At 33.7% G+C, this 25,390-nt stretch carries 18 protein-coding genes; 16 read left to right on the plus strand and 2 right to left on the minus strand.

All coding sequences use genetic code 11. The features are described 5' to 3' along the window. Nucleotides 1-4: 4 nt before the first annotated feature. The 16 genes from AC1RP1_RS01965 (at nt 5) to lepA (ending at nt 21,884) form a co-directional block, all read left to right on the plus strand. A complete protein-coding gene (locus tag AC1RP1_RS01965) occupies nt 5-1,720 on the plus strand; it encodes a proline--tRNA ligase (RefSeq protein ID WP_481761383.1) in 1,716 nt (571 codons plus the stop codon). Between the two features lie 72 nt (nt 1,721-1,792). Then, on the plus strand, nt 1,793-6,136 hold the full coding sequence (locus tag AC1RP1_RS01970; protein ID WP_481761382.1) for a PolC-type DNA polymerase III: 4,344 nt from the start codon (nt 1,793-1,795) through the stop codon (nt 6,134-6,136). A gap of 131 nt (nt 6,137-6,267) precedes the next feature. After that, nucleotides 6,268-6,741, plus strand: a complete 474-nt coding sequence (gene rimP / locus AC1RP1_RS01975; RefSeq protein WP_409022452.1) for a ribosome maturation factor RimP — start codon at nt 6,268-6,270, stop codon at nt 6,739-6,741. A 29-nt stretch (nt 6,742-6,770) separates the two neighbouring features. Next, a complete protein-coding gene (nusA, locus tag AC1RP1_RS01980; RefSeq protein WP_409022453.1) occupies nt 6,771-7,847 on the plus strand; it encodes a transcription termination factor NusA in 1,077 nt (358 codons plus the stop codon). A 43-nt stretch (nt 7,848-7,890) separates the two neighbouring features. Further along, entirely contained in the window at nt 7,891-8,190 is a 300-nt protein-coding gene (gene rnpM, locus AC1RP1_RS01985; RefSeq protein ID WP_409022454.1) for an RNase P modulator RnpM, read from the plus strand. Next, on the plus strand, nt 8,180-8,485 hold the full coding sequence (locus AC1RP1_RS01990; RefSeq protein ID WP_409022455.1) for a L7Ae/L30e/S12e/Gadd45 family ribosomal protein: 306 nt from the start codon (nt 8,180-8,182) through the stop codon (nt 8,483-8,485). The genes rnpM and AC1RP1_RS01990 overlap by 11 nt, the downstream gene beginning before the upstream one ends. A gap of 15 nt (nt 8,486-8,500) precedes the next feature. Beyond that, on the plus strand, nt 8,501-10,828 hold the full coding sequence (gene infB / locus AC1RP1_RS01995) for a translation initiation factor IF-2 (RefSeq protein WP_481761381.1): 2,328 nt from the start codon (nt 8,501-8,503) through the stop codon (nt 10,826-10,828). Nucleotides 10,829-10,855: 27 nt separating this feature from the next. Further along, complete coding sequence (rbfA, locus tag AC1RP1_RS02000; RefSeq protein ID WP_409022457.1) at nt 10,856-11,209, plus strand: 30S ribosome-binding factor RbfA; 354 nt, start codon at nt 10,856-10,858, stop codon at nt 11,207-11,209. Nucleotides 11,210-11,551: 342 nt separating this feature from the next. After that, nucleotides 11,552-12,958, plus strand: a complete 1,407-nt coding sequence (locus AC1RP1_RS02005) for a tetratricopeptide repeat protein (protein ID WP_481761380.1) — start codon at nt 11,552-11,554, stop codon at nt 12,956-12,958. A gap of 157 nt (nt 12,959-13,115) precedes the next feature. Beyond that, on the plus strand, nt 13,116-14,021 hold the full coding sequence (gene truB, locus AC1RP1_RS02010; RefSeq protein ID WP_481761379.1) for a tRNA pseudouridine(55) synthase TruB: 906 nt from the start codon (nt 13,116-13,118) through the stop codon (nt 14,019-14,021). Nucleotides 14,022-14,037: 16 nt separating this feature from the next. Then, entirely contained in the window at nt 14,038-14,982 is a 945-nt protein-coding gene (gene ribF, locus AC1RP1_RS02015) for a riboflavin biosynthesis protein RibF (protein ID WP_481761378.1), read from the plus strand. A gap of 154 nt (nt 14,983-15,136) precedes the next feature. After that, nucleotides 15,137-16,180 (plus strand): heat-inducible transcriptional repressor HrcA, encoded by a 1,044-nt coding sequence (gene hrcA / locus AC1RP1_RS02020; protein WP_409022460.1) that lies wholly within the window; start codon nt 15,137-15,139, stop codon nt 16,178-16,180. Nucleotides 16,181-16,197: 17 nt separating this feature from the next. Further along, on the plus strand, nt 16,198-16,794 hold the full coding sequence (grpE, locus tag AC1RP1_RS02025; protein WP_481761377.1) for a nucleotide exchange factor GrpE: 597 nt from the start codon (nt 16,198-16,200) through the stop codon (nt 16,792-16,794). 25 nt (nt 16,795-16,819) lie between these two features. After that, nucleotides 16,820-18,655 (plus strand): molecular chaperone DnaK, encoded by a 1,836-nt coding sequence (dnaK, locus tag AC1RP1_RS02030; RefSeq protein WP_481761376.1) that lies wholly within the window; start codon nt 16,820-16,822, stop codon nt 18,653-18,655. 125 nt (nt 18,656-18,780) lie between these two features. Next, on the plus strand, nt 18,781-19,920 hold the full coding sequence (gene dnaJ / locus AC1RP1_RS02035) for a molecular chaperone DnaJ (protein ID WP_481761375.1): 1,140 nt from the start codon (nt 18,781-18,783) through the stop codon (nt 19,918-19,920). Between the two features lie 122 nt (nt 19,921-20,042). Beyond that, nucleotides 20,043-21,884 carry a translation elongation factor 4 gene (gene lepA, locus AC1RP1_RS02040; protein WP_481761374.1) on the plus strand — a complete coding sequence of 614 codons (1,842 nt, stop codon included), beginning with the start codon at nt 20,043-20,045 and terminating at the stop codon, nt 21,882-21,884. Nucleotides 21,885-21,923: 39 nt separating this feature from the next. Here the strand turns inward: lepA and AC1RP1_RS02045 are convergent, their stop codons facing one another. Together AC1RP1_RS02045 and AC1RP1_RS02050 are read right to left on the minus strand one after the other, a co-directional pair. Further along, nucleotides 21,924-23,906 carry a cation:proton antiporter gene (locus AC1RP1_RS02045; RefSeq protein WP_481761373.1) on the minus strand — a complete coding sequence of 661 codons (1,983 nt, stop codon included), beginning with the start codon at nt 23,904-23,906 and terminating at the stop codon, nt 21,924-21,926. A 112-nt stretch (nt 23,907-24,018) separates the two neighbouring features. Then, entirely contained in the window at nt 24,019-25,371 is a 1,353-nt protein-coding gene (locus AC1RP1_RS02050; RefSeq protein WP_481761372.1) for a gluconate:H+ symporter, read from the minus strand. Nucleotides 25,372-25,390 lie beyond the last annotated feature (19 nt).

Here is a 25,390-nt window from a genome sequence, read left to right on the forward strand (position 1 = left end):
TAGTATGAAACAATCACAATTATTAATACCAACAATGAAGGAAGTTCCAAGCGATGCTGAGGTTATCAGTCATCAAATGATGTTACGAGCTGGATATATTCGACAAGTTTCAGCCGGAATGTACAGTTATTTACCATTAGCTTTCTCCGTTATTAGAAAAATTGAAACAATTATTCGCGAAGAAATGGAAGCAATTGGAGCGGTTGAAATGCTTGTACCTGCCGTTATTCCTGCTGAATTATGGGAAGAAACAGGTCGTTATGAAACCTATGGTGATACACTTTTTAAATTAAAAGATCGACATGATAGAAAATTTATTTTAGGACCAACTCATGAAGAAACATTTACTTCTTTAATTCGTGATGAAATCAAATCATATAAAAAATTACCACTGACAATGTTCCAAATACAACAAAAATATCGTGATGAAAATAGACCTCGTTTTGGTATATTAAGAGGCCGTGAATTTTTAATGAAAGATGCTTATTCATTCCATGCGGATGAAGAAAGTTTAAATGATACTTATCAAAAAATGAATCGTGCATATCAAAATATTTTTGAACGCTGTGGTCTTAATTTTAGAAGTATTATTGGTGATGCAGGTGCAATGGGCGGTAATGATTCAAAAGAATTTATGGCAATTTCTGATATTGGTGAAGATACAATCGTTTATTCTGATAAGAGCGATTATGCAGCTAATTTAGAAATGGCAAAAAGTTTGAAAACATATAAGAATTCACATGAAGCGATTAAAGATATTGAAAAAATTGAAACACCAAATATTAAAACAATTGATGAGTTGGCTAAATTTATTGATACAGCAAGTGAAAATTTAATAAAATCATTATTATTTATGGCTGATGAAAAACCAGTGATGGTTTTAATGCGCGGAAATGATATTTTGAATGAAATTAAATTAAAAAACACATTAGGCGCTGATTTTTTACGTATGGCAACTGATTCAGATGTTACTGAAGTGTTGGGTGCAGAGTTTGGTTCACTTGGACCTGTTGGTGTTACAGAAGACGTAACAATTGTTGCCGACGAAGGAATTAAGGGAATGATAAATGCGGTCGTTGGTGCAAATACGACTGGTTCTCATTTATTTAACGCAAATATTGATCGTGATTACCGAGTAGATAAATTTGTAGATTTACGTTTGGCTCAAGAAGGTGAAACTTCACCTGAAGGGGAAGGCGAATTGAAATTTACTAAGGGGATTGAAATTGGTCATATCTTCAAAATTGGAACACGATATTCTGAGGCATTGGGCGCTAATATCTTAGATGATAATGGCCGCGAAAAACCTGTGATATTAGGTTGTTATGGAATCGGCGTTAGTCGTTTACTTGCAGCCATTGCAGAGCAACAAGCTGATGAAAATGGTTTAGTATGGCCTAGAAGTATTGCACCATACGATGTTCATGTAATTCCAATTAATGCTAAAAATGATGAACAAATGGCTCTAGCTAATGAAATTGACAAAAAAATGACTGAAAATGGTTACAAAGTATTGCTTGATGATCGTAAAGAACGTGCAGGTGTTAAATTTGCTGATTCAGATTTAATTGGATTACCTGTTCGAATTACAGTTGGTAAGAAAGCTGCTGATGGTATCGTTGAAGTGAAGTTACGTAGAAATGGTGAAACGATTGAAGTAACGAAAGACGAATTAGAGAGCTCTATCTCAATTTTATTAAAAGAAGAAAATCAAAACTAGTTAAAGAAGATTGAGTTCAAAAGAAAATTTTGACTCAGTCTCTTTTTCATTTTTAGAAAAGGAGTCAATCATTTGTCGCTTAATAATAAAGAATTATTCAATAAACTATTAGAACAAATTAATTTTCAATCAAGTGACCAACAAGATAGTGAAATATTGGATTTAATTGAAATTTCAACCGTAACTGTTCATGAAAAGTCAAAACTATGGGAATTCAAGCTAGTTGCCCCTAAAATTTTGCCATTTTCATTATTTAGTGACTTAGAAAATAAAATTGCAATTACATTTAAAGATATTGCAAAAACAAAAATAACTGTTCAAGTTGAGCAACCAGAATTAACAAACCAACTTTTAGGCGATTATTGGACATGGGCAGTTAAAAATAGTGAAGCTAATTCTTCGCTAGTACAAGAACTTTTTCATGGGAACGTCCCTTATCTTGATGATAGACGAGTGATGTTAATGGCTGAAAATGAAATTGTAAAAACGTTCTTAACAGGTCAAGCATTAGGACCAATTGAAACTGCGTATCAAATGGTCGGATTTCCACAGATAAATATTAATACATTATTAGATGAATCAAAATCACAAGAAAAAATAGAAGAAATTAGACAGCGAAAAGAATCTCAAGATGCCATAATGATGCAGAAGGCAACAGAAACTATTCAGAAACAAAATGAAAAGAAAAAGACTGATTCTCAAACTGTAATTAATGGACCTGTTCAAATGGGTAAAAAGATTAGTACAAAAGAGCCTGCAAAACGGATGGTTGAAATCATTGAAGAGGAACGCTCGGTTATTATTGAGGGATATATTTTCTCTAAGGAAATCCGGACGCTTAAGTCTGAAAGACAATTAATGATCATTAAAATGACGGATTATAGTTCATCCATGACCGTAAAAAAATTCTCTCGTAATGAAGAAGACGAAGCGATGTTTGCTGCTATTCAAGAAAAAGAATGGGTCAGAGTTCGTGGTGCAGTACAAGAAGATAATTTTATGCGAGATCTAGTGGTGAATGCTTACGATATTAATCAAGTCGACCACCCAAGCCGTCAAGAAACAGCTCCAGATGATGAACGACGTGTTGAATTACATTTACACTCAAATATGAGTCAAATGGATGCCACAAATTCAATTACGGATTATGTACAGCAAGCCAGTAAATGGGGACAAAAAGCAATTGCGATTACGGATCATTCTACCTTACAAAGTTTTCCTGAGGCTCATTCTGCTGGAAAGAAAAATAATATTAAAATTTTGTACGGTGTTGAGGCTAACGTTGTTGATGATGGTATTCCAATTGCTTTTAATGATAAGGATGTAAATCTAGAAGAAGCCACTTATGTTACTTTTGATACGGAAACAACGGGTTTATCTGCTCGATTTGATAAAGTTATTGAATTAGCTGCTGTTAAAATGACAAAGGGAAATGTCATTGAAGAATTTGATGAATTTATTGATCCAGGACATCATTTATCTGAAACAACAACTAATTTAACCTCAATTACGGATGAAATGGTTCATGGATCAAAATCTGAAGAAGAAGTTTTTAAATTATTTAGAGAATTTTCAGAAGGTAGTATTCTAGTTGCCCATAATGCTAGTTTTGATATTGGCTTTATGAATACTGGATATGAACGTCATGGCATGGAACCTATGCAAAATCCAATCATTGATACGTTAACGTTAGCAAGATTTTTACATCCCGAATTAAAAGGGTTTAGATTAAATACACTTTCCAAAAAATTCAATGTTAACTTGGAACATCATCATCGCGCTATTTATGATGCTGAGACAACTGGTCTTTTGTGTAATATCTTTATTAAAGATGCTAAGGAACGATTTGAAATAACGTCACATGTTCAATTGAATGATCATATGGGTGAGCATGATGCTTACAAACAAGCACGTCCATTCCATGTTACGTTACTTGCGACAACTCAAGCCGGACTTAAAAATATGTTTAAATTAGTTTCAACTTCGATGATAGATTATTTTTATCGGATGCCCCGCATCCCTCGAAGTGAGTTAAATAAATATCGTGAAGGTATTATCGTTGGTTCAGCGTGTGACTCAGGTGAAGTATTTACAGCAATGATGCAAAAAGGGATGGAAGAGGCTAAAGAAAAGGCTAAGTTTTATGATTACTTAGAAATTCAGCCTAAAGCATTATATGAACCTCTAATCCATCAAGAATTAATTAAGGATAATCAAAATTTAGAGGAAATTTTACAAAATATGGTTGATTTAGGACACGAAATGGATAAGCCGGTTGTTGCGACTGGAGATGTTCATTATATGAACCCTGAAGATAGTATTTATCGTAAAATTCTTGTTAATTCAATGGGTGGTGCTAATCCGTTAAATCGTTCTATTTTACCTGATGCACATTTTAGAACAACGAATGAAATGTTGGAAGGATTCCAATTTTTAGGTGCGGATGTTGCTAAAGAAATCGTTGTTACAAATACGAATTTAATCGCTAATATGATTGATGATGACATTTCTCCAGTTAAAGATCGATTATATGCACCGAAAATTGATGGCTCTGAAGAAGAAATTAAACAATTAACCTATAATCGCGCTCATGAACTTTATGGAGAAGAGTTACCTGAAACTGTGGTTAAACGTCTTGATAAAGAATTGACAAGTATCATTGATAATGAATTTTCAGTTATTTATTTAATTTCACAAAAATTAGTTCATAAATCTAACAAAGATGGTTATTTAGTAGGGTCCCGTGGATCTGTTGGGTCAAGTCTTGTTGCAACAATGACTGGAATAACAGAAATTAATCCATTACCACCTCATTATCGATGCCCTAAATGTAAATATACACATTTTTATGAAAAAGGTGAATATGGGTCTGGATTTGATTTACCAGACCAAGACTGTCCCAAATGTGGTACACCATTAGATAAAGATGGACATGATATTCCATTTGAAACTTTTCTTGGATTTTATGGTGATAAAGTTCCTGATATTGATTTGAATTTTTCGGGTGATTATCAAGCAATTGCGCATAATTATACGAAAGTTTTATTTGGGGAAGATTATGTTTTCCGTGCAGGAACAATTGGTACTGTTGCAGATAAAACGGCTTATGGTTATGTTAAGGGTTATGAACGTGATACTGGAGCAACGTTTAGAAATGCGGAGATAGATCGACTTGCTAAGGGGTCAACTGGCGTTAAACGGACGACCGGTCAACATCCTGGTGGTATCTTAGTTGTCCCTAACTATATGGATGTTTATGATTTTTCACCTATCCAGTATCCAGCAGATGACTCAACTTCCGAATGGAAAACAACCCATTTTGATTTCCATTCTATCCACGATAATATCTTGAAATTAGATATTTTGGGTCATGATGATCCAACCATGATTAGAATGTTACAAGATTTATCAGGAGTTGACCCAAAAACAATCCCTACGGATGATAAGGGCGTTATGCAAATATTCCAAGGGCCTGAAGTACTTGGTGTTACTAGCGACGAAATTTTCTCAAAAACAGGTACATTAGGTATTCCGGAATTCGGAACGAGATTTGTTCGAGGGATGCTAGAAGAAACAAAACCTAAAACATTTGCTGAACTATTAAAAATTTCTGGTCTATCACATGGTACAGATGTGTGGTTGGGAAACGCTGAAGAACTTATTTCTAATGGAACAATCACGATGCCGGAAGTTATTGGCTGTCGTGATGATATCATGATGGGGCTTATTCATATGGGTATGGAAGCTGGTAGCGCTTTTAATATTATGGAAGGTGTTCGAAAAGGAAAAGGTATCTCAGATGATTATCAAACTGAGATGAAAGCAGCAAAAATTCCAGATTGGTATATCGGAGCATGTTTAAAAATCAAGTATATGTTCCCTAAGGCACATGCTGCTGCGTATATTTTGATGGCCTTACGAATTGCATACTATAAAGTTTATTTTCCAATGTTATATTACTGTGCTTATTTCAGTGTTAGAGCAGATGATTTTGATTTAGTCGCAATGTCGCATGGTAAAGAAGCAGTGAAAAAAGCAATGAAAGATATTAATGATAAAGGGATGGATGCATCAACAAAAGAGAAAAATTTGTTGACGGTCCTTGAATTAAGCAATGAAATGCTTGAACGTGGCTTCCAATTTGGGATGATTGATTTGGATAAATCAGATGATTCAAATTGGATAATTGATGGTGATAAGTTAATTGCACCATTTAGAGCTGTACCAGGTCTTGGTAATAACGTTGCTAAGCAAATTATTGCTGCTCGTGAGGAACGCCCATTTTTATCTAAAGAAGATTTAGCTAAACGTGGTAAAGTTTCTAAGTCATTAATTGAGTATATGACTGAAAATAATGTTTTAAAAGCATTACCAGATGAAAATCAACTATCTATTTTTGATGATGTCTTTTTCTAAAAAGTGAGAACATAGCAGTTTGTTGATGTTTTCAGAAAATTATGCTATATTAAAGAAAGTATTTTGATATCTTGTTTGAGTGAGCAGCGATGCTCACTCTTTTTATTGGGAAAATGTAAGGAGGGTAACGTGTGAGTACTGTTATAGAGACTGTCACAGAGCTAGTTCAACCAATTGTTGATGAACAGAATATTGAATTGGTGGACATTGAATTTGTTAAAGAAGGCCCAAGTTGGTTTTTAAGAGTTTACATTGATAAACCTGAAGGCATTAAAATTGAAGAGTGTGTTGCTGTTAGTGATATTTTAAGTGAAAAATTAGATGAGATTAATCCTGATCCAATTCCACAAGCTTATTTTTTAGAGGTTTCATCACCTGGTGCTGAAAGACCTTTGAAAAAGGAAAAAGATTATGAAAGAGCTTTGAATGAATACGTTAATATTTCACTATATGAACCTATTAATAACGCTAAAATTTTTCAAGGTACCTTAACGGAATTAACAGCTGATGAATTAACAGTTGTTTATATGGACAAAACGCGTAAGAGAACGATCGTTATTCCTCGTCAAAAAATAGCTAAGGCGCGCTTAGCTATCAAATTTTAAGTAGCTTTTTATAAAGGAGTAAATTAAAGATGAGTAAAGAACTATTAAGTGCACTTACAGTGTTAGAAGAAGAAAAAGGTATTAAAAAAGAAGTTATTATTGATGCCATTGAAGCAGCATTAGTTTCTGCATACAAGCGTCATTACAATCAAGCACAAAATGTTGAAGTAGAGTTTGATTCAAAAAAAGGTAATATTACAGTTTATGCGGTTAAAGAAGTAGTCGAAGAAGTCTTTGATTCACGTCTTGAAGTTAGTTTGCAAGATGCTTTAGAGATTAATAAAGCATATGAAGTTGGCGATTCAATTCGATTTGAAGTTACACCTAAGGATTTTGGACGAATTGCTGCACAAACTGCTAAACAAGTTATCATGCAACGTGTTCGTGAAGCTGAACGTAGTATTGTTTATGATCAATATATTCAATATGAAAATGAAATCGTTAGCGGTGAAGTAGAACGTCATGATAATCGTTATATTTATGTTAATTTAGGTAAAGTGGAAGCTGTTTTAGCTAAGATTGATCAAATTCCTGGTGAAAGTTTTAATCCACATGATCGAATTAAAGTTTATATCACAAAAGTTGAGAATGCTGCTAAAGGCCCTCAAGTTTTTGTTAGTCGTTCACATCCTGACTTGCTAAAACGATTATTTGAACAAGAAGTTCCTGAAATATATGACGGAACAGTTGAAATTGTATCAATTGCTCGTGAAGCAGGTGACCGTGCTAAGGTAGCTGTTCGTTCGAATAATCCAGATATCGATGCTGTTGGTACTTGTGTTGGTCCTAAAGGACAACGTGTACAAACTATTGTTAATGAATTAAAAGGCGAAAATATGGATATTGTTGAATGGAATGAAGATCCTGCAAAATACATTGCTAATGCTTTGAATCCTGCAGAAGTTGTCAATGTTGTCTTTAATCCAGAAAATGATCATGCTTGTACTGTAGTTGTGCCAGATCACCAATTGTCATTAGCAATTGGTAAAAAAGGTCAAAATGCACGATTAGCTGCAAAATTAACAACGTTTAAAATTGATATTAAATCTGAATCTGATATGGTTAACAGTAGTGAAGAAAAAGAAGTTTCTGAAACAAACAAATAAGCCGATTAAAACTGATCGGTAATTGATTTGGAGGCAAATTAAAGTGATTAATCGTAAAATTCCAATGCGTAAAGATATCGTTACGGGTGAAATGAAACCTAAAAAAGAACTTGTTCGTGTTGTTAAGAATAAAGAAAATGAAGTATCTTTAGATCCAACAGGTAAGAAACCAGGGCGTGGCGCATATATTTTTCTTGATGTAGATGTGGCGAAGCAGGCTCAAAAAGAAAGAACATTCAATAAAGCATTCGGTATTAAGATTGACGAATCATTTTATGAAGAACTTGTCGAATATGTTGACCATCAGGTAGCTAGACGAGAATTATTTAAAGATGAAAAATAGTCAAAAATTCTTACAAATGCTAGGCTTGACCAGACGCGCAGGTATGTTGGTGACTGGTGAAGGACTAGTATTGAATGCTGTCAGGAAGAATAAAGCTAAATTGGTTATTCTTTCTGAAGATTGTGGACAAGCGACTTTAAAAAAAGTAACAGATAAGTGCAACAGCTATAATGTTAAATTATATGTTGGATTTTCAAAAGCCAGTTTAAGTGAGGCCGTTGGACAACAGCGCACAGTGTATGCTATTACCGATAAAGGTTTTAGCAGAAGGATGTGTGACTTAATGGATATATAGAAGGAGCATGCAAATATGGGAAAAAAAAGAATTTATGAATTAGCTAAAGAGCTAGAATTAAATACTAAAGATATTATTGATTTTGCAACGACAAAAGGTTTTGATGTTAAAAATCATATGTCAACTATTGGTGATAATGAAGAACGTCAGATTCGCGATAAATTTAAAAAGGGCGCTGCTAAAGTAGTTGCTGCAAAGAAAATGGTTGAAAAAACTGTATCTAATGCAACACCGAAAAAACCAGTAGCAAAACCTGTTGCAAAGAAACCAGCACAACCTGCTAAAACAACGAATAGTAAACCTGTTGCTCAAAAATCATCGCAGGTAGCTTCAAAACCAGTAGCAAGAACAACTAACGCTGCACCAAAGACAACAAATGAAAAGCCAGCAAATCGTCCTCAAAATAGTACACAATCAAGTGCTAGAACTGCTAATAATGGTAATGCTAATCAGCAAGGACGTTCGAGATTTAATAATAATAACCGTTATGGGAATAATCCTTATAACAAACGTAACAGAAATAAGAAAAACCGTCGTTCAACGACACCAAAACCACCTGTATCACCCAGAAAAGATAAACCATTACCAGAAATCTTATATTACAATGCTGCAACTAATGTTGCTGAAATTGCTAAAAAGATTCATCGTGAACCAGCAGAAATTATTAAAAAATTATTTATGTTAGGCGTAATGGTTAACCAAAATCAAACACTCGATACAGATACAATTGAAATTTTAGCAGCAGAATATGGTATTAAATCAGAAGCTAAAATCGATGTAGATGTTGCTGATATTGATAAAATGTTTGATGCAGAAATTAAAAATGAAGATAATCTTGTTTCAAGACCACCAGTTGTTACAATCATGGGACATGTTGATCATGGTAAGACAACCTTACTTGATAAATTACGTCATACACATGTTACTGATGGTGAAGCTGGTGGTATTACACAACATATTGGTGCTTACCAAGTAAAACATGATAATAAAACAATTACATTCTTAGATACACCTGGACATGCTGCATTTACAAATATGCGTGCTCGTGGTGCCGATATTACTGATATCACTGTTTTAGTTGTTGCTGCTGATGATGGGGTTATGCCTCAAACAATTGAAGCAATTAATCATTCTAAAGCAGCCAATGTACCTATTATTGTTGCTGTTAATAAAATGGATAAGCCCGGTGCTAATCCTGCTCATGTTACAGAACAATTGGCTGAATATGAATTAATTCCTGAAAGTTGGGGTGGTGATACTATTTTCGTTGAAATTTCAGCGAAAACAGGCACAAACCTTGATGAATTATTAGAAATGATTTTACTTGAAGCCGAAGTTCTTGAATTACAAGCAAATCCAAAACAAAAGGGTATTGGATCTGTTATTGAAGCTCGTCTTGATAAAGGCCGTGGAACAGTTGCTTCATTACTTGTTCAACAAGGTACGTTAAAAGTTGGTGATCCAATTGTTGTTGGTAATAGTTTCGGACGTGTCCGTACTATGACAAATGATAAAGGCCGTCAAGTTAATAAAGCTAAACCTGCTACACCAGTAGAAATTACTGGTTTGAATGATGTTCCAGGTGCTGGCGATCGTTTCGTTGTCTTTGATGATGAAAAAACTGCTCGTGCAGCTGGTGAAGAACGTGCTAAACGTGCTTTAACAAAAGAACGTGGAAATGTTACGCATGTAACACTTGATAACTTGTTTGATTCACTTAAAGAAGGCGAATTAAAAGAAGTTGCTGTTATTATTAAAGCAGATGTTCAAGGTTCAGTTGAAGCTCTTGCAGGAAGTTTGAAGAAGATTGATGTTGAAGGTGTTCGAGTTAATATCATTCATCAAGCAGCTGGTGCAATTACTGAAAGTGATGTTACTTTGGCAGAAGCAAGTAATGCTATCATTATAGGATTTAATGTTCGTCCAACACCTCAAGCTAAACTTCAAGCACAATCTGACGAAGTTGATATTCGCTTACATCGTGTTATTTATAACGCAATTGAAGAAATTGAAACGGCTATGAAGGGAATGCTTGAACCAGTCTTTGAAGAAAAAATAACTGGACAAGTTGAAATTCGTGAAACATATAAAGTTACAAAAGTTGGAACAATTGGTGGTGCTTACGTCACTGAAGGTTACATCGAAAGAGATAGCGGCGTTCGTTTAATTCGTGATGGTATTGTTATTTATGAAGGTAAATTAGCAAGCTTGAAACGCTTTAAAGATGACGCTAAAATTGTTAAACAAGGTTTCGAATGTGGTGTCATGATTGAAAAATACAATGACATTAGAGAAGGCGACCAAATTGAAGCCTACGTTATGGAAGAAGTTCCAGTTAAATAATTCATAACAACTATAGGAGGATATAAAATGACACAACATTACCGTGTAGGTCGTTTATCACAAGAAATTCAAAAAGAAGTTAATGATATTCTTTTAAAACGAGTGAGAGATCCTCGAGTTGAAGGTGTCACAATTACGGGAGTTAATGTAACTGGTGATTTACAACAGGCGACAATTTACTATAGTATATTGTCAAATATGGCATCAGATGCACAAAAAACACAACGTGGTTTGGAAAAAGCTTCTGGATTAATTCGTGGTGAACTTGGATCAAGATTATCAATTTATAAAACACCAGAATTGGTTTTTGTAAGAGATGAGTCAGTTCAATATGGTGATAAAATTGATCAATTACTTAAAAAGATAGATTCTGAATATTAAAATAAAAATCCTGATACCGTTTGTTGCTCTATTTAAACTGTTGTTGATGGATAACTTTATGAAGGTCCTAATCCTTAGTGATTAGGCCTTTTTTTCTCCTCATCAATGGAGATATTATCTTATAATATAATCATATCTTTTATTTTTAATAGTAATCAAGTAAAATTAGTTGTAAGTATTGGTATCTCATATCTTTGATTATATGGTGTAGTTGAATACTAATTCATTTGAAGAATTATGAATTTTTCTTATACCACTATTCAACAATCATTAGATAGTGTGGTAATTTCCTTTAAAAAATTAATTTAATTTTCAAAATATATATTAGAAAGAGGTACTAATTTGAATTCAGAGCAATATAAAGAATTATTAACTTCACAGTCAAAAGAAGTATTAATTCGATTACTAACAAAATATACTGAGAATAAATACGAAATAAAGAATGATATATTAGCTGATTTGGGATTTTTGGATGAAGAAGAAGAAATAGAAGATGCAAAGGAACGAATTCGAGAAATTATTTATGAAAATAGGAAACAAGGGTATGTTTCGTGGAGAGGATACGACAATATTAGTGAAGTAGTCGATAATCTGCTCTCTATTTGTGACGTGAGATTTAGTCAAAATTATTTAAAAGCACCTATGTTAATATTATTAGATTTATTAGAACAATTAGTAAAGGTCAGTGAGTATACAGAATTAGGGTTTATGATTGAGCAAGAGAGTATACTTTCTAAAATACGGATTTATGTAGAAAAACTGTCTGTTAAAGATGGGGCAGATGAAAAGAAAAAATTAATTGTTACGAATGTTATTCGATATGCTAAAAAAAATTTTTGGAATGAATGGGCGGTGAGTGATTTTGATTTACTCAGTCTCATTCTTCCTTTGCTAAATACAAAAAATACGGATAAAGTATTGAAAATTGCCGATAAAATTAGTACAAGATTTGATGAATATACACAACAAGATAGGAAAAGTAAATATTTATTATTTAAAATTAAATTGTTCTTCCAAGTAAATAAAATTAAAGAAGCAGAAGAAATTATTAATAATAATTTAGATATTGATGATGTTAGAATGTTTAAAGTTGAGTTAGCTGTTTCAAGAAAAGACTATGAAGTTGCAGAAAAATTAGTACTAAAAAAATTAATTACAGATAATGATAAAAATATTCAATATTTACAACCTTGGTATACTCGACTAGATACTATCTATGAGGAGACAAATCAAGTTCAAAAAAGAATTGAGTATTTAAAACAGGCATTATATAAAGGCAATGATTCCGATTATAAAAAATTAAAAAAGCTTTTAGTTGATAATGGATTTTGGAAAGCTGAATACCCTGATATTCTGAAAAACATTTCTAAAACACTTGATAATTGGCAACTTGCACAGATATTAGCAGATGAAAACGAAGCTACCATTTTGCTACAATTAATTAAAAAAAATCTGAATTTATTTATGAATTATGGAAAATATATTTACCCACTATATCCCAAAGAAGCTAACATGATGTTTGAAAGCATAGTTAAAGATTTAATAGTTAAAGCTAAAAATAGAAAAGACTATCAAAATATTGGCGATTATATTTTACGGTATAATAACTTTGGAGATGAGGAAGTAGCAATATCTCTTTGTGAGGGTTTGAAAAAGAAATATAAAAATCGGCCTGCACTACAAAAAGAAATGGATAACGTTATGGAAAGAATAAAAAATTATGATGTTTATGGGAAGTTTTGTGAATAATAACGTAGCTAAAACTGTTGGTAAATAGGTATTTAGGAATGATGATAGATAGTTATCTCTTAAATAGAAATTTCAATATTTATAAAAATTAGAATCGATATCCCTTGTTTTACTGATTATGATATACTGTTAAAAGTATATTAACGGAGGTAAGACAATGGACGGAATTATTCCACTATTCAAAGAACGTGGTATGACCAGTCATGATTGTGTTTTTAAGTGTCGTGGCATTTTTCAAACCAAAAAAGTTGGTCATTCAGGTACTCTTGATCCAAATGTTGATGGTGTTCTACCGATTTGTATTGGTAAAGCGACAAAAACAGTAAACTATTTGATGAATTCTGGCAAAGTATATGCGGGTGAAATAACACTTGGTTTCTCTACAGAAACTGAAGATTTAGATGGCGAAATAATCGAAGAAAAAGAGATTATAGATCCTTTCACATCGGAAGAAATTGATGATGTTATGAACCAGATGACAGGTACAATGATTCAAATTCCACCAATGTTCTCAGCTGTTAAAGTAAACGGACGTCGCTTATATGATTACGCTCGTAAAGGTGAAACAGTGGAACGTCCAGAAAGACAAATAACGGTGACTTCATTTATTCAAACGAAAGCTACAGAATATGATTTAGAAAATAAAAGACAAAAAATTTATTTTGAAGTTGCATGTGGAAAAGGGACCTATGTTAGGACGCTAGCTGTTGATCTCGGTAAAAAATTAGGTGTACCTGCAGTTATGTCCGACCTGACTAGACTGGAAAGCGGCGGTTTTAGAATTGATAAGGCGTTTACCCTGGACCAATTAAATGAGGCTAAAGTCAATGGGACGTTAGAATCGTTGTTATATCCAATTGATACAGCGCTAACATCATTTAAAAGGTATGAATTAACAACTGAACAGTGGCTTATTGTCCAAAATGGTGGATTTTTAGCAGTTGATTCGTTTAATAATGAGCCAACAGTTTCTCTAGTTTATGAAAATAAAATTAGATGTTTATACAGATTGAATAGTGAAAAAAATCGTTATCAGTCTGAGACAATGTTTGATTTAGGATAAAGGAAGATATTGGAACATGAAAGTTATTTATTTAACTGAACCGTATAACCCTAACGAAATTAGTAATGATTCTATTTCACTTGCTATGGGTTTTTTTGACGGTGTTCATTTAGGACATCAAAAAGTAATACAAGAAGCTAAGCAAAAAGCTAACGAAAAAAATATTAAACTTGCAGTAATGACATTTGATAAGCATCCGTCAGTACAATTTCAAAAAGCACCCGAACAAAGTGTAAAATATTTAACGTCTATGGAAAAAAAAATATTATTAATGAAGCAATTAGGCGTTGATATTTTTTATATTTTAACGCTAAATAATAGTTTAGCAAAAATGGAACCACAAGATTTTGTCGATAAATATATGGTTGCATTGCATGTAAAGGTAGTAGTTGCAGGATTTGATTATACGTATGGTAAAAAAGATATCGCAAATATGGATACACTACCTTTATATGCTAATCAAAAATTTGAAATTATTACTGTGCCTGAATTAGCGACGAATCATCAAAAGATAAGTTCATCTCGAATTAGAATGGAAATTGATAACGGACATATTAGCGATGTTAATAAGTTATTGGGCTATAAATATGAAACACTTGGTAAAGTTGTTCACGGTGAAGCTAGAGGTAGAGAACTTGGCTTTCCAACATTAAATTTAGAATTCAATGAACACATTCGAATTCCGGGACCCGGAATATATGTGACTAGCGTTCAGGTTGGTGATGTCTGGTATCGTGGGATGGCATCTATTGGCTACAACGTAACGTTTGGAAAAAATCGTGAATTAACGGTCGAAATAAATTTATTTGATTTCAACGAGATGATTTATGGCCAAATTGTTACGGTTCAATGGTTAGCATATTTGAGAAGTGAAGTTAAATTTGAAGGTATTCCTGGATTAATTACGCAATTAAATAAAGATAAAAAAAATACTAATACTTATTTTGACCAACACATATAAGTATTGGTTTAATGGCTGACTAAATAGGATATATTTAGTCAGCCATTTTCTTTAAAAAAGTGAGTGCATTCCTTGACAATAATCTCAACATTTAGTATATTAATAGTTGTCTTAGCACTCCATTGTGTTAAGTGCTAAAAAGAGGTGATTGATCATGCTAACAGAAAGACAAATGTTAGTGTTAGAAGCAATTGTCAGAGTATATACAGAGGTTGGTCAACCTGTTGGTTCTAAATCGGTCGTTGATTTTTTACCAATGCATGTAAGTTCAGCAACTATCAGAAATGAAATGGTGACATTGGAAAATAATGGGTTAATTAAAAAAACACATTCTTCTTCTGGTAGAATTCCTTCATTTTTAGGTTATCGATATTATGTTGATCACATTGTTAAACCCGGCGTTGTTCCAGCAGCGGAATTAGCGAATATTCAAAATTCTCTTGGTGTTCATTTTCAAAAGATTGATGAAATATTTGCAGAATCAACTAAGATTCTTTCGGACTTAACAAATTATACAGCGATTTCTTTACGACCTGAAACAATGGAAAGTCGTCTCGAAGGTTTTCGATTAGTACCATTAGGAAATCATCGAATTATGGCTATTCTTGTGATGAGTAGTGGCGTTGTTGAGAATCAGACATTCAGTATTCCTAAATCGATTAACGGATCAGATTTAGAAGCCGTAACAAGGTTGTTGAATGACCAATTAATTGGGTTGTCATTAGCTGAAATTTCTAAGAAGTTAAGAACAAGTATCCCAGTTATGTTGGTTAATTATATGCGTAGGCCAGCTGGTATTTTAGATATTTTTGGTAATATTTTAAAGCAGGCAGCACGTGAACAAGTTTTTGTTGGCGGTAAATCTAATATATTAGATTTTGCTACCGATAGTAACGTGGATGAATTAAAATCATTATATGATTTAGTAGACACATCAAATAACAAGAATATTGGTGAATTAATTGGAATTCAAGGTAAACCTATTCAAATTAAAATTGGTGAGGAATTAACGAACCAATTACTTGATAACTATAGTCTTATATCAGCTAGTTATGATGTTAGTGACCATGGTCAAGGGGTTATCGCATTATTGGGTCCTACAAATATGCCATATTCAAAAATGATTGGTTTATTAGATGCATTTAGTGATGAGCTTGCTAAAAAATTGTTAGATTATTATCAACAATTTGATAAATAAGAAAAGGGGTGTTGTGTGTGGTTAAAGATGCCAAAGAAGATTTAGTTGAAGAAGATGTTACACAAGAGCAACATCAGTCTAGTGAAGCAACTAATCAAAATGAGAAAAAAAGTTCTGTTACTGATAAAGTAAAAGAAAAATTTAGTAAAAAGCCTTCTGATGCAGATAAATTAGTTGAGTTACAAGCTAGTTTAGACACAATGGAAGATAAATATTTACGAGCAGAAGCCGAAATGGCAAATATGAATACACGCTTTAAGAAAGAACAAGAACAACTCTTAAAGTATAGCGGGCAATCATTAGCTAAAGATGTTCTACCAGTTATCGATAATTTGGAACGAGCATTGGCAATTGAGGTTGACACTGAGAGTGGCGAACAACTTAAAAAAGGTATTGAATTAGTTTATAAAGATGCACAAAAAGCATTAACTAATAATGACGTTATAGAAATTGCAACTGATGACGTTACTTTTGATCCAAATGTTCACCAAGCAGTTCAAACAGTTCCAGCTTCTGATGATCAAAAAGCAGATACAATTGTTCAAGTCCTTCAAAAAGGATATAAATTAAAAGATAGAGTGTTACGTCCAGCAATGGTCGTTGTCGCTCAATAATAATATAAGAAGAGGTAGATAAATTATGGCAAAAATTATAGGAATTGATTTAGGAACAACTAACTCAGCTGTTGCTGTGTTAGAAGGTAAAGAAGCAAAAATTATTACAAACCCAGAAGGAAATCGTACAACACCATCTGTTGTTTCATTTAAAGATGGCGAAACTCAAGTTGGTGAAGTTGCTAAACGCCAAGCAATCACAAACCCTGATACTGTTGCATCAATTAAACGTCACATGGGAGAAGAAGGCTACAAAGTAGATATTCAAGGAAAATCATACACACCACAAGAAGTTTCTGCTATGATTTTACAATACATCAAAGAATATTCTGAAGCTTACTTAGGCGAATCAGTAACACAAGCTGTTATTACAGTTCCTGCTTACTTTAACGATTCACAACGTCAAGCTACAAAAGATGCTGGTAAAATTGCCGGTTTAGAAGTTGAACGTATTGTTAACGAACCTACTGCTGCTGCTTTAGCATATGGTCTTGAAAATACTGAAAAAGATGAAAAAATCCTTGTATTCGATTTAGGTGGTGGTACATTTGATGTTTCTATCCTTGAATTAGGTGATGGTGTCTTTGAAGTACTATCAACAAACGGTGATACTAAACTTGGTGGAGATGATTTTGATCAAAAAATCATGGACTGGTTAGTTGAGACCTTCAAAAAAGAAAATGGTATTGACTTATCAAAAGATAAAATGGCAATGCAACGTCTTAAAGATGCTGCTGAAAAAGCTAAAAAAGATGTATCTGGTGTTACTAGTGCACAAATTAGCTTACCATTTATTACAGCCGGTGCTGCTGGACCTTTACATTTAGAAGCAACATTATCACGTGCAAAATTTGATAATCTTACACAAGACTTAGTTGAACGTACACGTATTCCAGTTCAAAATGCTTTAAAAGATGCTGGATTAACAAATGCTGATATTGATCAAGTTATCTTGGTTGGTGGTTCAACACGTATTCCTGCTGTTCAAGCATTAGTTGAAAAAGAAACAGATCACAAACCTAACCAATCAGTTAACCCTGATGAAGCTGTTGCACTTGGTGCTGCAATTCAAGGTGGTGTCATTACTGGTGATGTTAAGGATGTTGTTTTACTTGATGTAACACCACTTTCATTGGGTATTGAAACAATGGGTAGCGTCTTTACTAAGTTAATTGATCGTAATACAACGATCCCAACAAGCAAGTCACAAACGTTCTCAACAGCTGCAGATAACCAACCTGCCGTTGATATCCATGTCTTACAAGGTGAACGTCCAATGGCTACTGATAATAAAACATTAGGCCGTTTCCAATTAAATGATATTCCTGCTGCACCTCGTGGAATCCCTCAAATTGAAGTTAAATTTGATATTGATAAAAATGGTATTGTTAACGTTTCTGCTAAAGATTTAGGCACAAACAAAGAACAAAAAATTACAATCAAGAGTTCAGGTGGTCTTGCAGAAGACGAAATCGAACGCATGGTTAATGAAGCTAAAGAAAACGAAGAAGCAGATAAGGCACGTAAAGAAGAAGTTGATTTGAAGAATGAAGTTGATCAATTATTATTCTCAGTTGATAAAACTTTGGAAGAATTAAAAGGTAAAGTAACTGAAGAAGAAATTAAATCTGCTGAAGATGCTCGTGATGCTTTGAAGAAAGCTCAAGAAGATAACAATGTTGAAGATATGAAAGTTAAGAAAGATGAATTGAATAAAATTGTTCAAGACTTAACTGTTAAATTGTATCAACAAGCACAAGAAGCTCAAGGTGAAGCTGGTGCTGAAGGCACGGCTAAAGACCCTAAAGATGAAACTGTCGATGGTGACTTCGAAGAAGTTAACCCTGAAGATAAGAAGTAATCTTTACTAAATTTTGAGTGTGATAGAAAGTCAAAGGCCTTTGGGACTTTGGCTTTTTATTTCATGTTAGACATGTTATCCTATTTAGAGCAATAAAAACCAAAAAGGTTATTCGGAGGTACGGAATGGCAGAGAACAAAGATCCATATAATGTACTTGGTGTGACTAAAGATTCGTCACCTGAAGAAATAAAAAAAGCGTATCGTAAGTTATCTAAACAATATCATCCGGATATTAATAAGGATGCTGGTGCCGAAGATAAATTTAAAGAAATCACTGAAGCATATGAAACAGTTGGTGATCCACAAAAGAAAGCTGAATACGATCAATATGGTTCAGCTGGGTCTCAAGGTGGTGCTTACCGAGGATTTGGTGGTCAAGGACAACAAGGTGGATTTGGCGGCGGTGGATTTGAAGATATTTTCAGTTCATTTTTCGGCGGTGGTGGTGCTTCCCAAGATCCAACCGCTCCACGAGCAGGTCGTGATTTGCAATACGAGATGACATTGACATTTAATGAAGGTGTTTTTGGTAAAGAATCAACAATTAAATACAATCGTAAAAGTCTATGTGCTACTTGTTCTGGTTCTGGAGCAAAACCTGGAACTTCTCCAATTACATGTCATAAATGTGGTGGTCGAGGTACTATCCAAGTTGAGCGTCGTACGCCACTTGGAAACATGATGACTGAACAAGAATGTGATATTTGTCATGGTACAGGTAAAGAGATTAAAGAAAAATGTGATACATGTCATGGATCAGGCCATATTGATGAAAGACATGAAGTTAAAGTAACTGTTCCTGCTGGTGTTGAAGATGGTCAACAGATGCGTCTTCAAGGACAAGGTGAATCTGGTGAAAATAGTGGACCTTATGGAGATTTATACATTATCTTTAGAGTTCAGGCTAGTGGCACATTTGACCGTGAAGGTCCTGATATTTACATTGATGTTCCAATTAGCTTTGTCCAAGCTGCATTGGGCGACGAAGTAACGGTTCCAACCGTTCATGGAGATGTAAAAATGAAGATTCCCGCTGGAACACAGACTGGAACGACTTTCAGATTACGTGATAAGGGTGCGCCTAAATTACATGGTAAGGGTAATGGTGATCAAGAAGTGACGGTTAATATTGAAACACCTCGTAATCTTAAAAAAGAACAAAAAGATGCTTTGAAAGAATTTGCTACAGCTAGCGGTAAAAACGTTGTTGGCGAAGGTAATTTATTTGATAAGTTAAAAGATCAATTTAAAAATAAGAAATAAAGTTAAAAATAGAATCGTCTTCTAAGATGATTCTATTTTTTTGTATGCGAACTGTAATTGTGTTTAGTAGCGTTGATTGTTATAATCAGAAGAGATAGAAACAAGAAAGTAGGACGCTATTAATGGATTTTGAAGAAATGCAAGATAGACAAAAACATATTCGAAACTTTTCGATTGTAGCACATATTGATCATGGAAAATCCACACTTGCGGATCGTATCCTCGAGATGACTGATACAGTTACTAAACGTGAGATGCAAAATCAATTACTCGATTCGATGGATCTTGAACGAGAACGTGGAATTACAATTAAATTAAATGCGGTTGAATTACATTATCTTGCTAAAGATGGTGAAACATATATCTTTCATTTAATTGATACACCAGGACATGTTGATTTCACTTATGAAGTTTCAAGGAGTTTGGCGGCTTGTGAAGGTGCTGTACTTGTTGTAGACGCTGCTCAAGGTGTTGAGGCACAGACACTCGCAAACGTTTATTTAGCGATTGATGATGATTTGGAGATTTTACCAGTTATTAATAAAATTGACTTACCATCTGCTAATGTTGAAATGGTAAAAAAAGAAATTGAAGATGTTATCGGATTAGATGCCTCTGATGCCGTTCTGGCAAGTGCTAAAAATGGTATTGGTATTGAAGAGATGCTGGAACAGATTGTAACGAAAATTCCTGCACCAAATGGTGATTTAAAAAAACCATTGAAAGCTTTAATTTTTGATTCAATCTATGATAGTTACCGTGGCGTTGTTTTGAGTATTCGGGTGGTTGACGGTGTTGTAAAACCTGGCGACACAATTGAATTAATGAATAGTAAGAAAAAATATGAAGTGACTGAAGTTGGGGTTATGTCACCCAAAGCAGTTAATCGTGATTTTTTAATGGCCGGAGATGTTGGGTATGTTACAGCGGCAATTAAAGATATTCGAGATACACGAGTTGGTGATACAGTAACTTCAGCTGACAATCCAGCAACTGAAGCACTAGATGGTTACCGTGCAATTAATCCTATGGTTTATTGTGGGTTATATCCCGTAGATAATTCAAAATATAATGAATTACGTGAGGCACTTGAAAGATTACAATTAAATGATGCTGCTTTACAATTTGAACCAGAAACGTCACAAGCACTAGGATTTGGGTTCCGTTGTGGATTTTTAGGGTTATTACACATGGATGTTGTCCAAGAGCGGTTAGAACGTGAATCTGGGTTAGATTTGATTACAACGGCACCATCTGTAATTTATCATGTTGATTTAACTGATGGTGAGAAAATAATTGTTTCTAACCCTTCTGAAATGCCAGAACCATCATCAATTAAGCAAATTAACGAACCTTATGTGAAAGCAAGTATTATGGTACCTAATGAATATGTTGGAGCAGTCATGGAACTTTGTCAAAAAAAACGTGGTGTTTTTGAGACGATGGATTACTTAGATGAATTCCGTGTAAATATTATTTATCATATGCCTTTATCAGAAATTATCTTTGATTTCTTTGATAAATTAAAATCTAATACACGTGGATATGCATCCCTGGATTATGAAGAAGAGGGTTACCGTCCAAGTGATTTAATTAAAGTTGATATCTTGTTGAATGGTGAAGCAGTTGATGCATTGAGTTTTATTGTTCATCGTGATTTTTCTTTTGAACGTGGAAAAGGTATCGTCAATAAATTAAGATCATTAATTCCGCGCCAAATGTTTGAAATTCCAGTTCAAGCTGCTGCTGGACAAAAAATTATTGCAAGAACAAATATTAAAGCATACCGTAAGGATGTTACAGCTAAATTGTATGGTGGAGATCGAACACGCCGTATGAAACTTTTGGAAAAACAAAAAGCTGGTAAGAAACGAATGAAACAAGTTGGTAATGTTGAGATTCCACAAGAAGCATTTATGGCAGTCTTGAAAATTGATGAAGATGAAGAATCTAAGAAAAAATAAGTAAAAACGACAACCGGAAAAGTCTGGTTGTCGTTTTTTTTATGATAAGTATGCTTCATTATTTTGCATGTAAACCATCTCATCGTATGAAATTTGTTCTCTTAACAGATTTGCCGTTGCAGGGGTGATTAATTTTTGTTCTAATTGAAGTTGAACAAAATTATATTCTAATTGAAAGGCATTTATAAAAATATTATTTTGTAAGATAAGTTCAGTCTCATTTGAAAACATTCTTCTGTGTCTAACTGATAAAAATTGTCTAACCAGAGTAACGGCCATTGAATTGTCAACAGTGGTAATAGAGGTTAAATAAGTAATTGCTGCCTGATAACTAGATTCCTCCATTAAAATAAAGTCATCTTTTGTATTATTATAATATTTTTTGAAAGTATTTTTTTGATTTTCAGTAACCTGAGATAGCGCTTTTTCGCCTTTCTTAATAGCAAAATGTTTAAATAAATGAAGTGAATAGAATTTCAAGTGTATTATGAGATGTTTAAGTGAAAATCCACGGGTTGATTGATAAGTTGTAGCAAGATACTTTTCGTACCAAGAACCAGTTTTTTCAGAAACCTGACCACTCGATAATAATTCATGCAAAATATTTTCTTCAATTTCTTGTGTTTTTTCTAATAGGTCATAAAAATCACTCTTTTTAGGCCGTTTTAAAAAATTTTGTTGGTTATATAGCGTTTCAATTACTGTTTGTCTTTCTGGACTAGGAATATTTGTGACATTAAGTTGTTCAACAGTGTAAATAACCATCTTAGAACGAATTTCACCAATATTTTCTAAAATAGTAATCTCATTCTTTTTGGTAATTAAGTGCGGTAGTAGGAAAGTAGGAACTAACATGCTAATTAATATAACTAATGCAGCTATAAAAATGATTTCATTTCTCATAGGGAATTCAATTCCTGAAACAGTTACTAATGGTAATGAGTATGCCATGGATAGTGTAATTGTTCCGTGAATTCCACTTAGGGCAAATGTAAAATCGTCTTTTGTTGATAAATTTTTTAATAGGAAGTGGGACCATAGAAAACGCATTAGTGTCATAATAAAGTAAATACCAATACTAATAACAAGTAAAATTAGTGAATTAAATCCTGAGCTTTTTAATAAATCCGAGGTAACAGTAGGCAATGTTAAACCTAGAACTACAAAAACAAACCCATTTAAAGCATCTGTAAGTACTTTCCAAATACTACTTGATATAAATTGTAATTTAGTTGAAGATAACCGTAAACGATCTTTTTGAACACCATGAATTAAACCGGCAGCAACGACTGCTAAAATACCTGAACAACCTAATTCTTCAGATATAAAATAAATTAAAAAAGGAGTTATTATTTCAATTGGAATCATAATTGCTGTATCTTCGATGTGCCAATTTAGTAACGTTAACCTTATTTTAACGAATACTAATCCTAAAAATGCACCAATTAAGAGTCCACCAAAAAATGATGTGCTAAAAGCACTTAGACCTTCGTTCATAGAAAAAGTACCTGAAGAGAAAGCAGTTAATGCTAAACTAAGACCAACAATACCAGATGCATCATTAAACAAGGATTCATTTTCCAATATATTCATCATTGACTCAGGAATCGGTAAATTTTTTGTCACTGAAGATACTGCTACTGTATCTGTGGGTGTGACAATCGCTGCTAACGCAAATGCTAAGGCAAGTGATAAATCAGGTAAGACTGAGTGAACTAAAAACCCAGTGACAATTATTGTTGCACCAACTAAAATGATGGCTAATGAAAGCGTCGTTAAAATATTTCTAGCTAATGCTCTTCTAGATGTATTTTGGGCTTCATTGAAAATAATAGGTGCAACGATTATCATAAAAAATAATTCTGGGTTAAGTTCGAAATGTTGGAAATTTGGTAATAAAGAAAGCGCTAATCCTATACCAATTTGATAAAAAGCTTGTGGAACTTTTGGAAACTTAACAGCAATCACATTTGCGATAACCACGCCACCAAGTAATAATAAGATAGCAGATAGTGAATCCATAATATTGCCTCCAATAATTTCAATTTAGAATGGTGTCTATTTTAACACATGTCTAAATTTAACAACATAATAAAAGGCTAAGTTATCTAAAATAACTTAGCCTTTTATTAATTTATACGAATAAGTTAATAAGCATAACACCACCGAGCCCTGAAACAGAGACGACTGTTTCAAGAACGGTCCACGTTGCGAGTGTTTCTTTAACGGTTAGATCAAAATATTCTTTAATCATCCAGAAACCAGCATCGTTTACGTGAGATGCAATTAAACTACCTGAACCAATGGCGATAACCATTAATGCAGGATCAACGCCTGACCCAGCTATTAAACCACTGACTAGACCGGCAGCTGTTAATGCAGCAACTGTTGCAGAACCAAGAGAAATTCTAAGAAGTGCAGCAATTAACCAGCCTAACAATAATGGTGATAACGATGAGGATTCAAACATTCTTGAGATAACATCTGCGACACCACCATCAACAAGAACTTGCTTAAATGCACCTCCACCACCAATGATTAAGAGTAGCATTGCAATTTGTTTAATGGCAACTTCAAGAGAAGCCATAATATCTTTGACTGGGATCTTTCGGGCAATACCCATTGAATAGATAGCGAACAGAAGGGAGAGCAGCATGGCAACGCCAGGAGACCCAACGAACATGAAAAAGGAATCTATAGAGTTAGGGTTCTTTGGTGTTATCCCTTTATTAATAATCATGTCGTAAACTGTTGAAATAGCCATAATTACAACGGGAAATAAAGATGTCAAAGTACTCATTGCAAAACTAGGTGTATCTTCAAGTTTAAATTCTTTTTGTGTTCCTAATGCGCTTAAATTTCCTTTTTGCTTAAATGCCGAAGGAATATATTTTTTTGCAATCATAGCGAAAAGTGGACCGGCAATCAATGTTACCGGAATAGCTAATAGTAATCCGTAAATAAGAACCATCCCTACATTAGCATTTAGTGCTGATGCAATTGCAGTTGGGGCGGGGTGAGGTGGTAAAAAGCCATGAGTAACTGAAAGTGCAGCTGCCATGGGAATCCCAAGATATAAAACTGAAATTCCTAATTCCGTAGCAATCGCAAAAACGATTGGGATCAATAAAACAATACCAACTTCGAAAAATAATGCAATACCAATAATGAATGATGCAAGTACGACTGCTAATTGAATCCATTTTCGACCAAATCGGTTAATTAAAGTAGTCGCAATCCGATAAGCACCACCTGAATCAGCAACCAGTTTACCTAGCATAGCACCAAAACCGAAGACTAAGGATAAATGACCTAATTGACTACCAATACCATTTTCGATAGAAGTCGTGATTTTATCTAAAGGCATCCCTAATCCAATGGCAACAACAAATGATGTGATAATTAATGAAACAAATGTATTTAATTTAAATTTAATGATTAATAAAAGTAAAAAGAGAATCCCAATAAAAACAATTAAAAGTGGCATAGTAACTTTCCCCCAATGA

The organism is Dellaglioa sp. CoH-56-MRSF-13 (assembly GCF_056782095.1).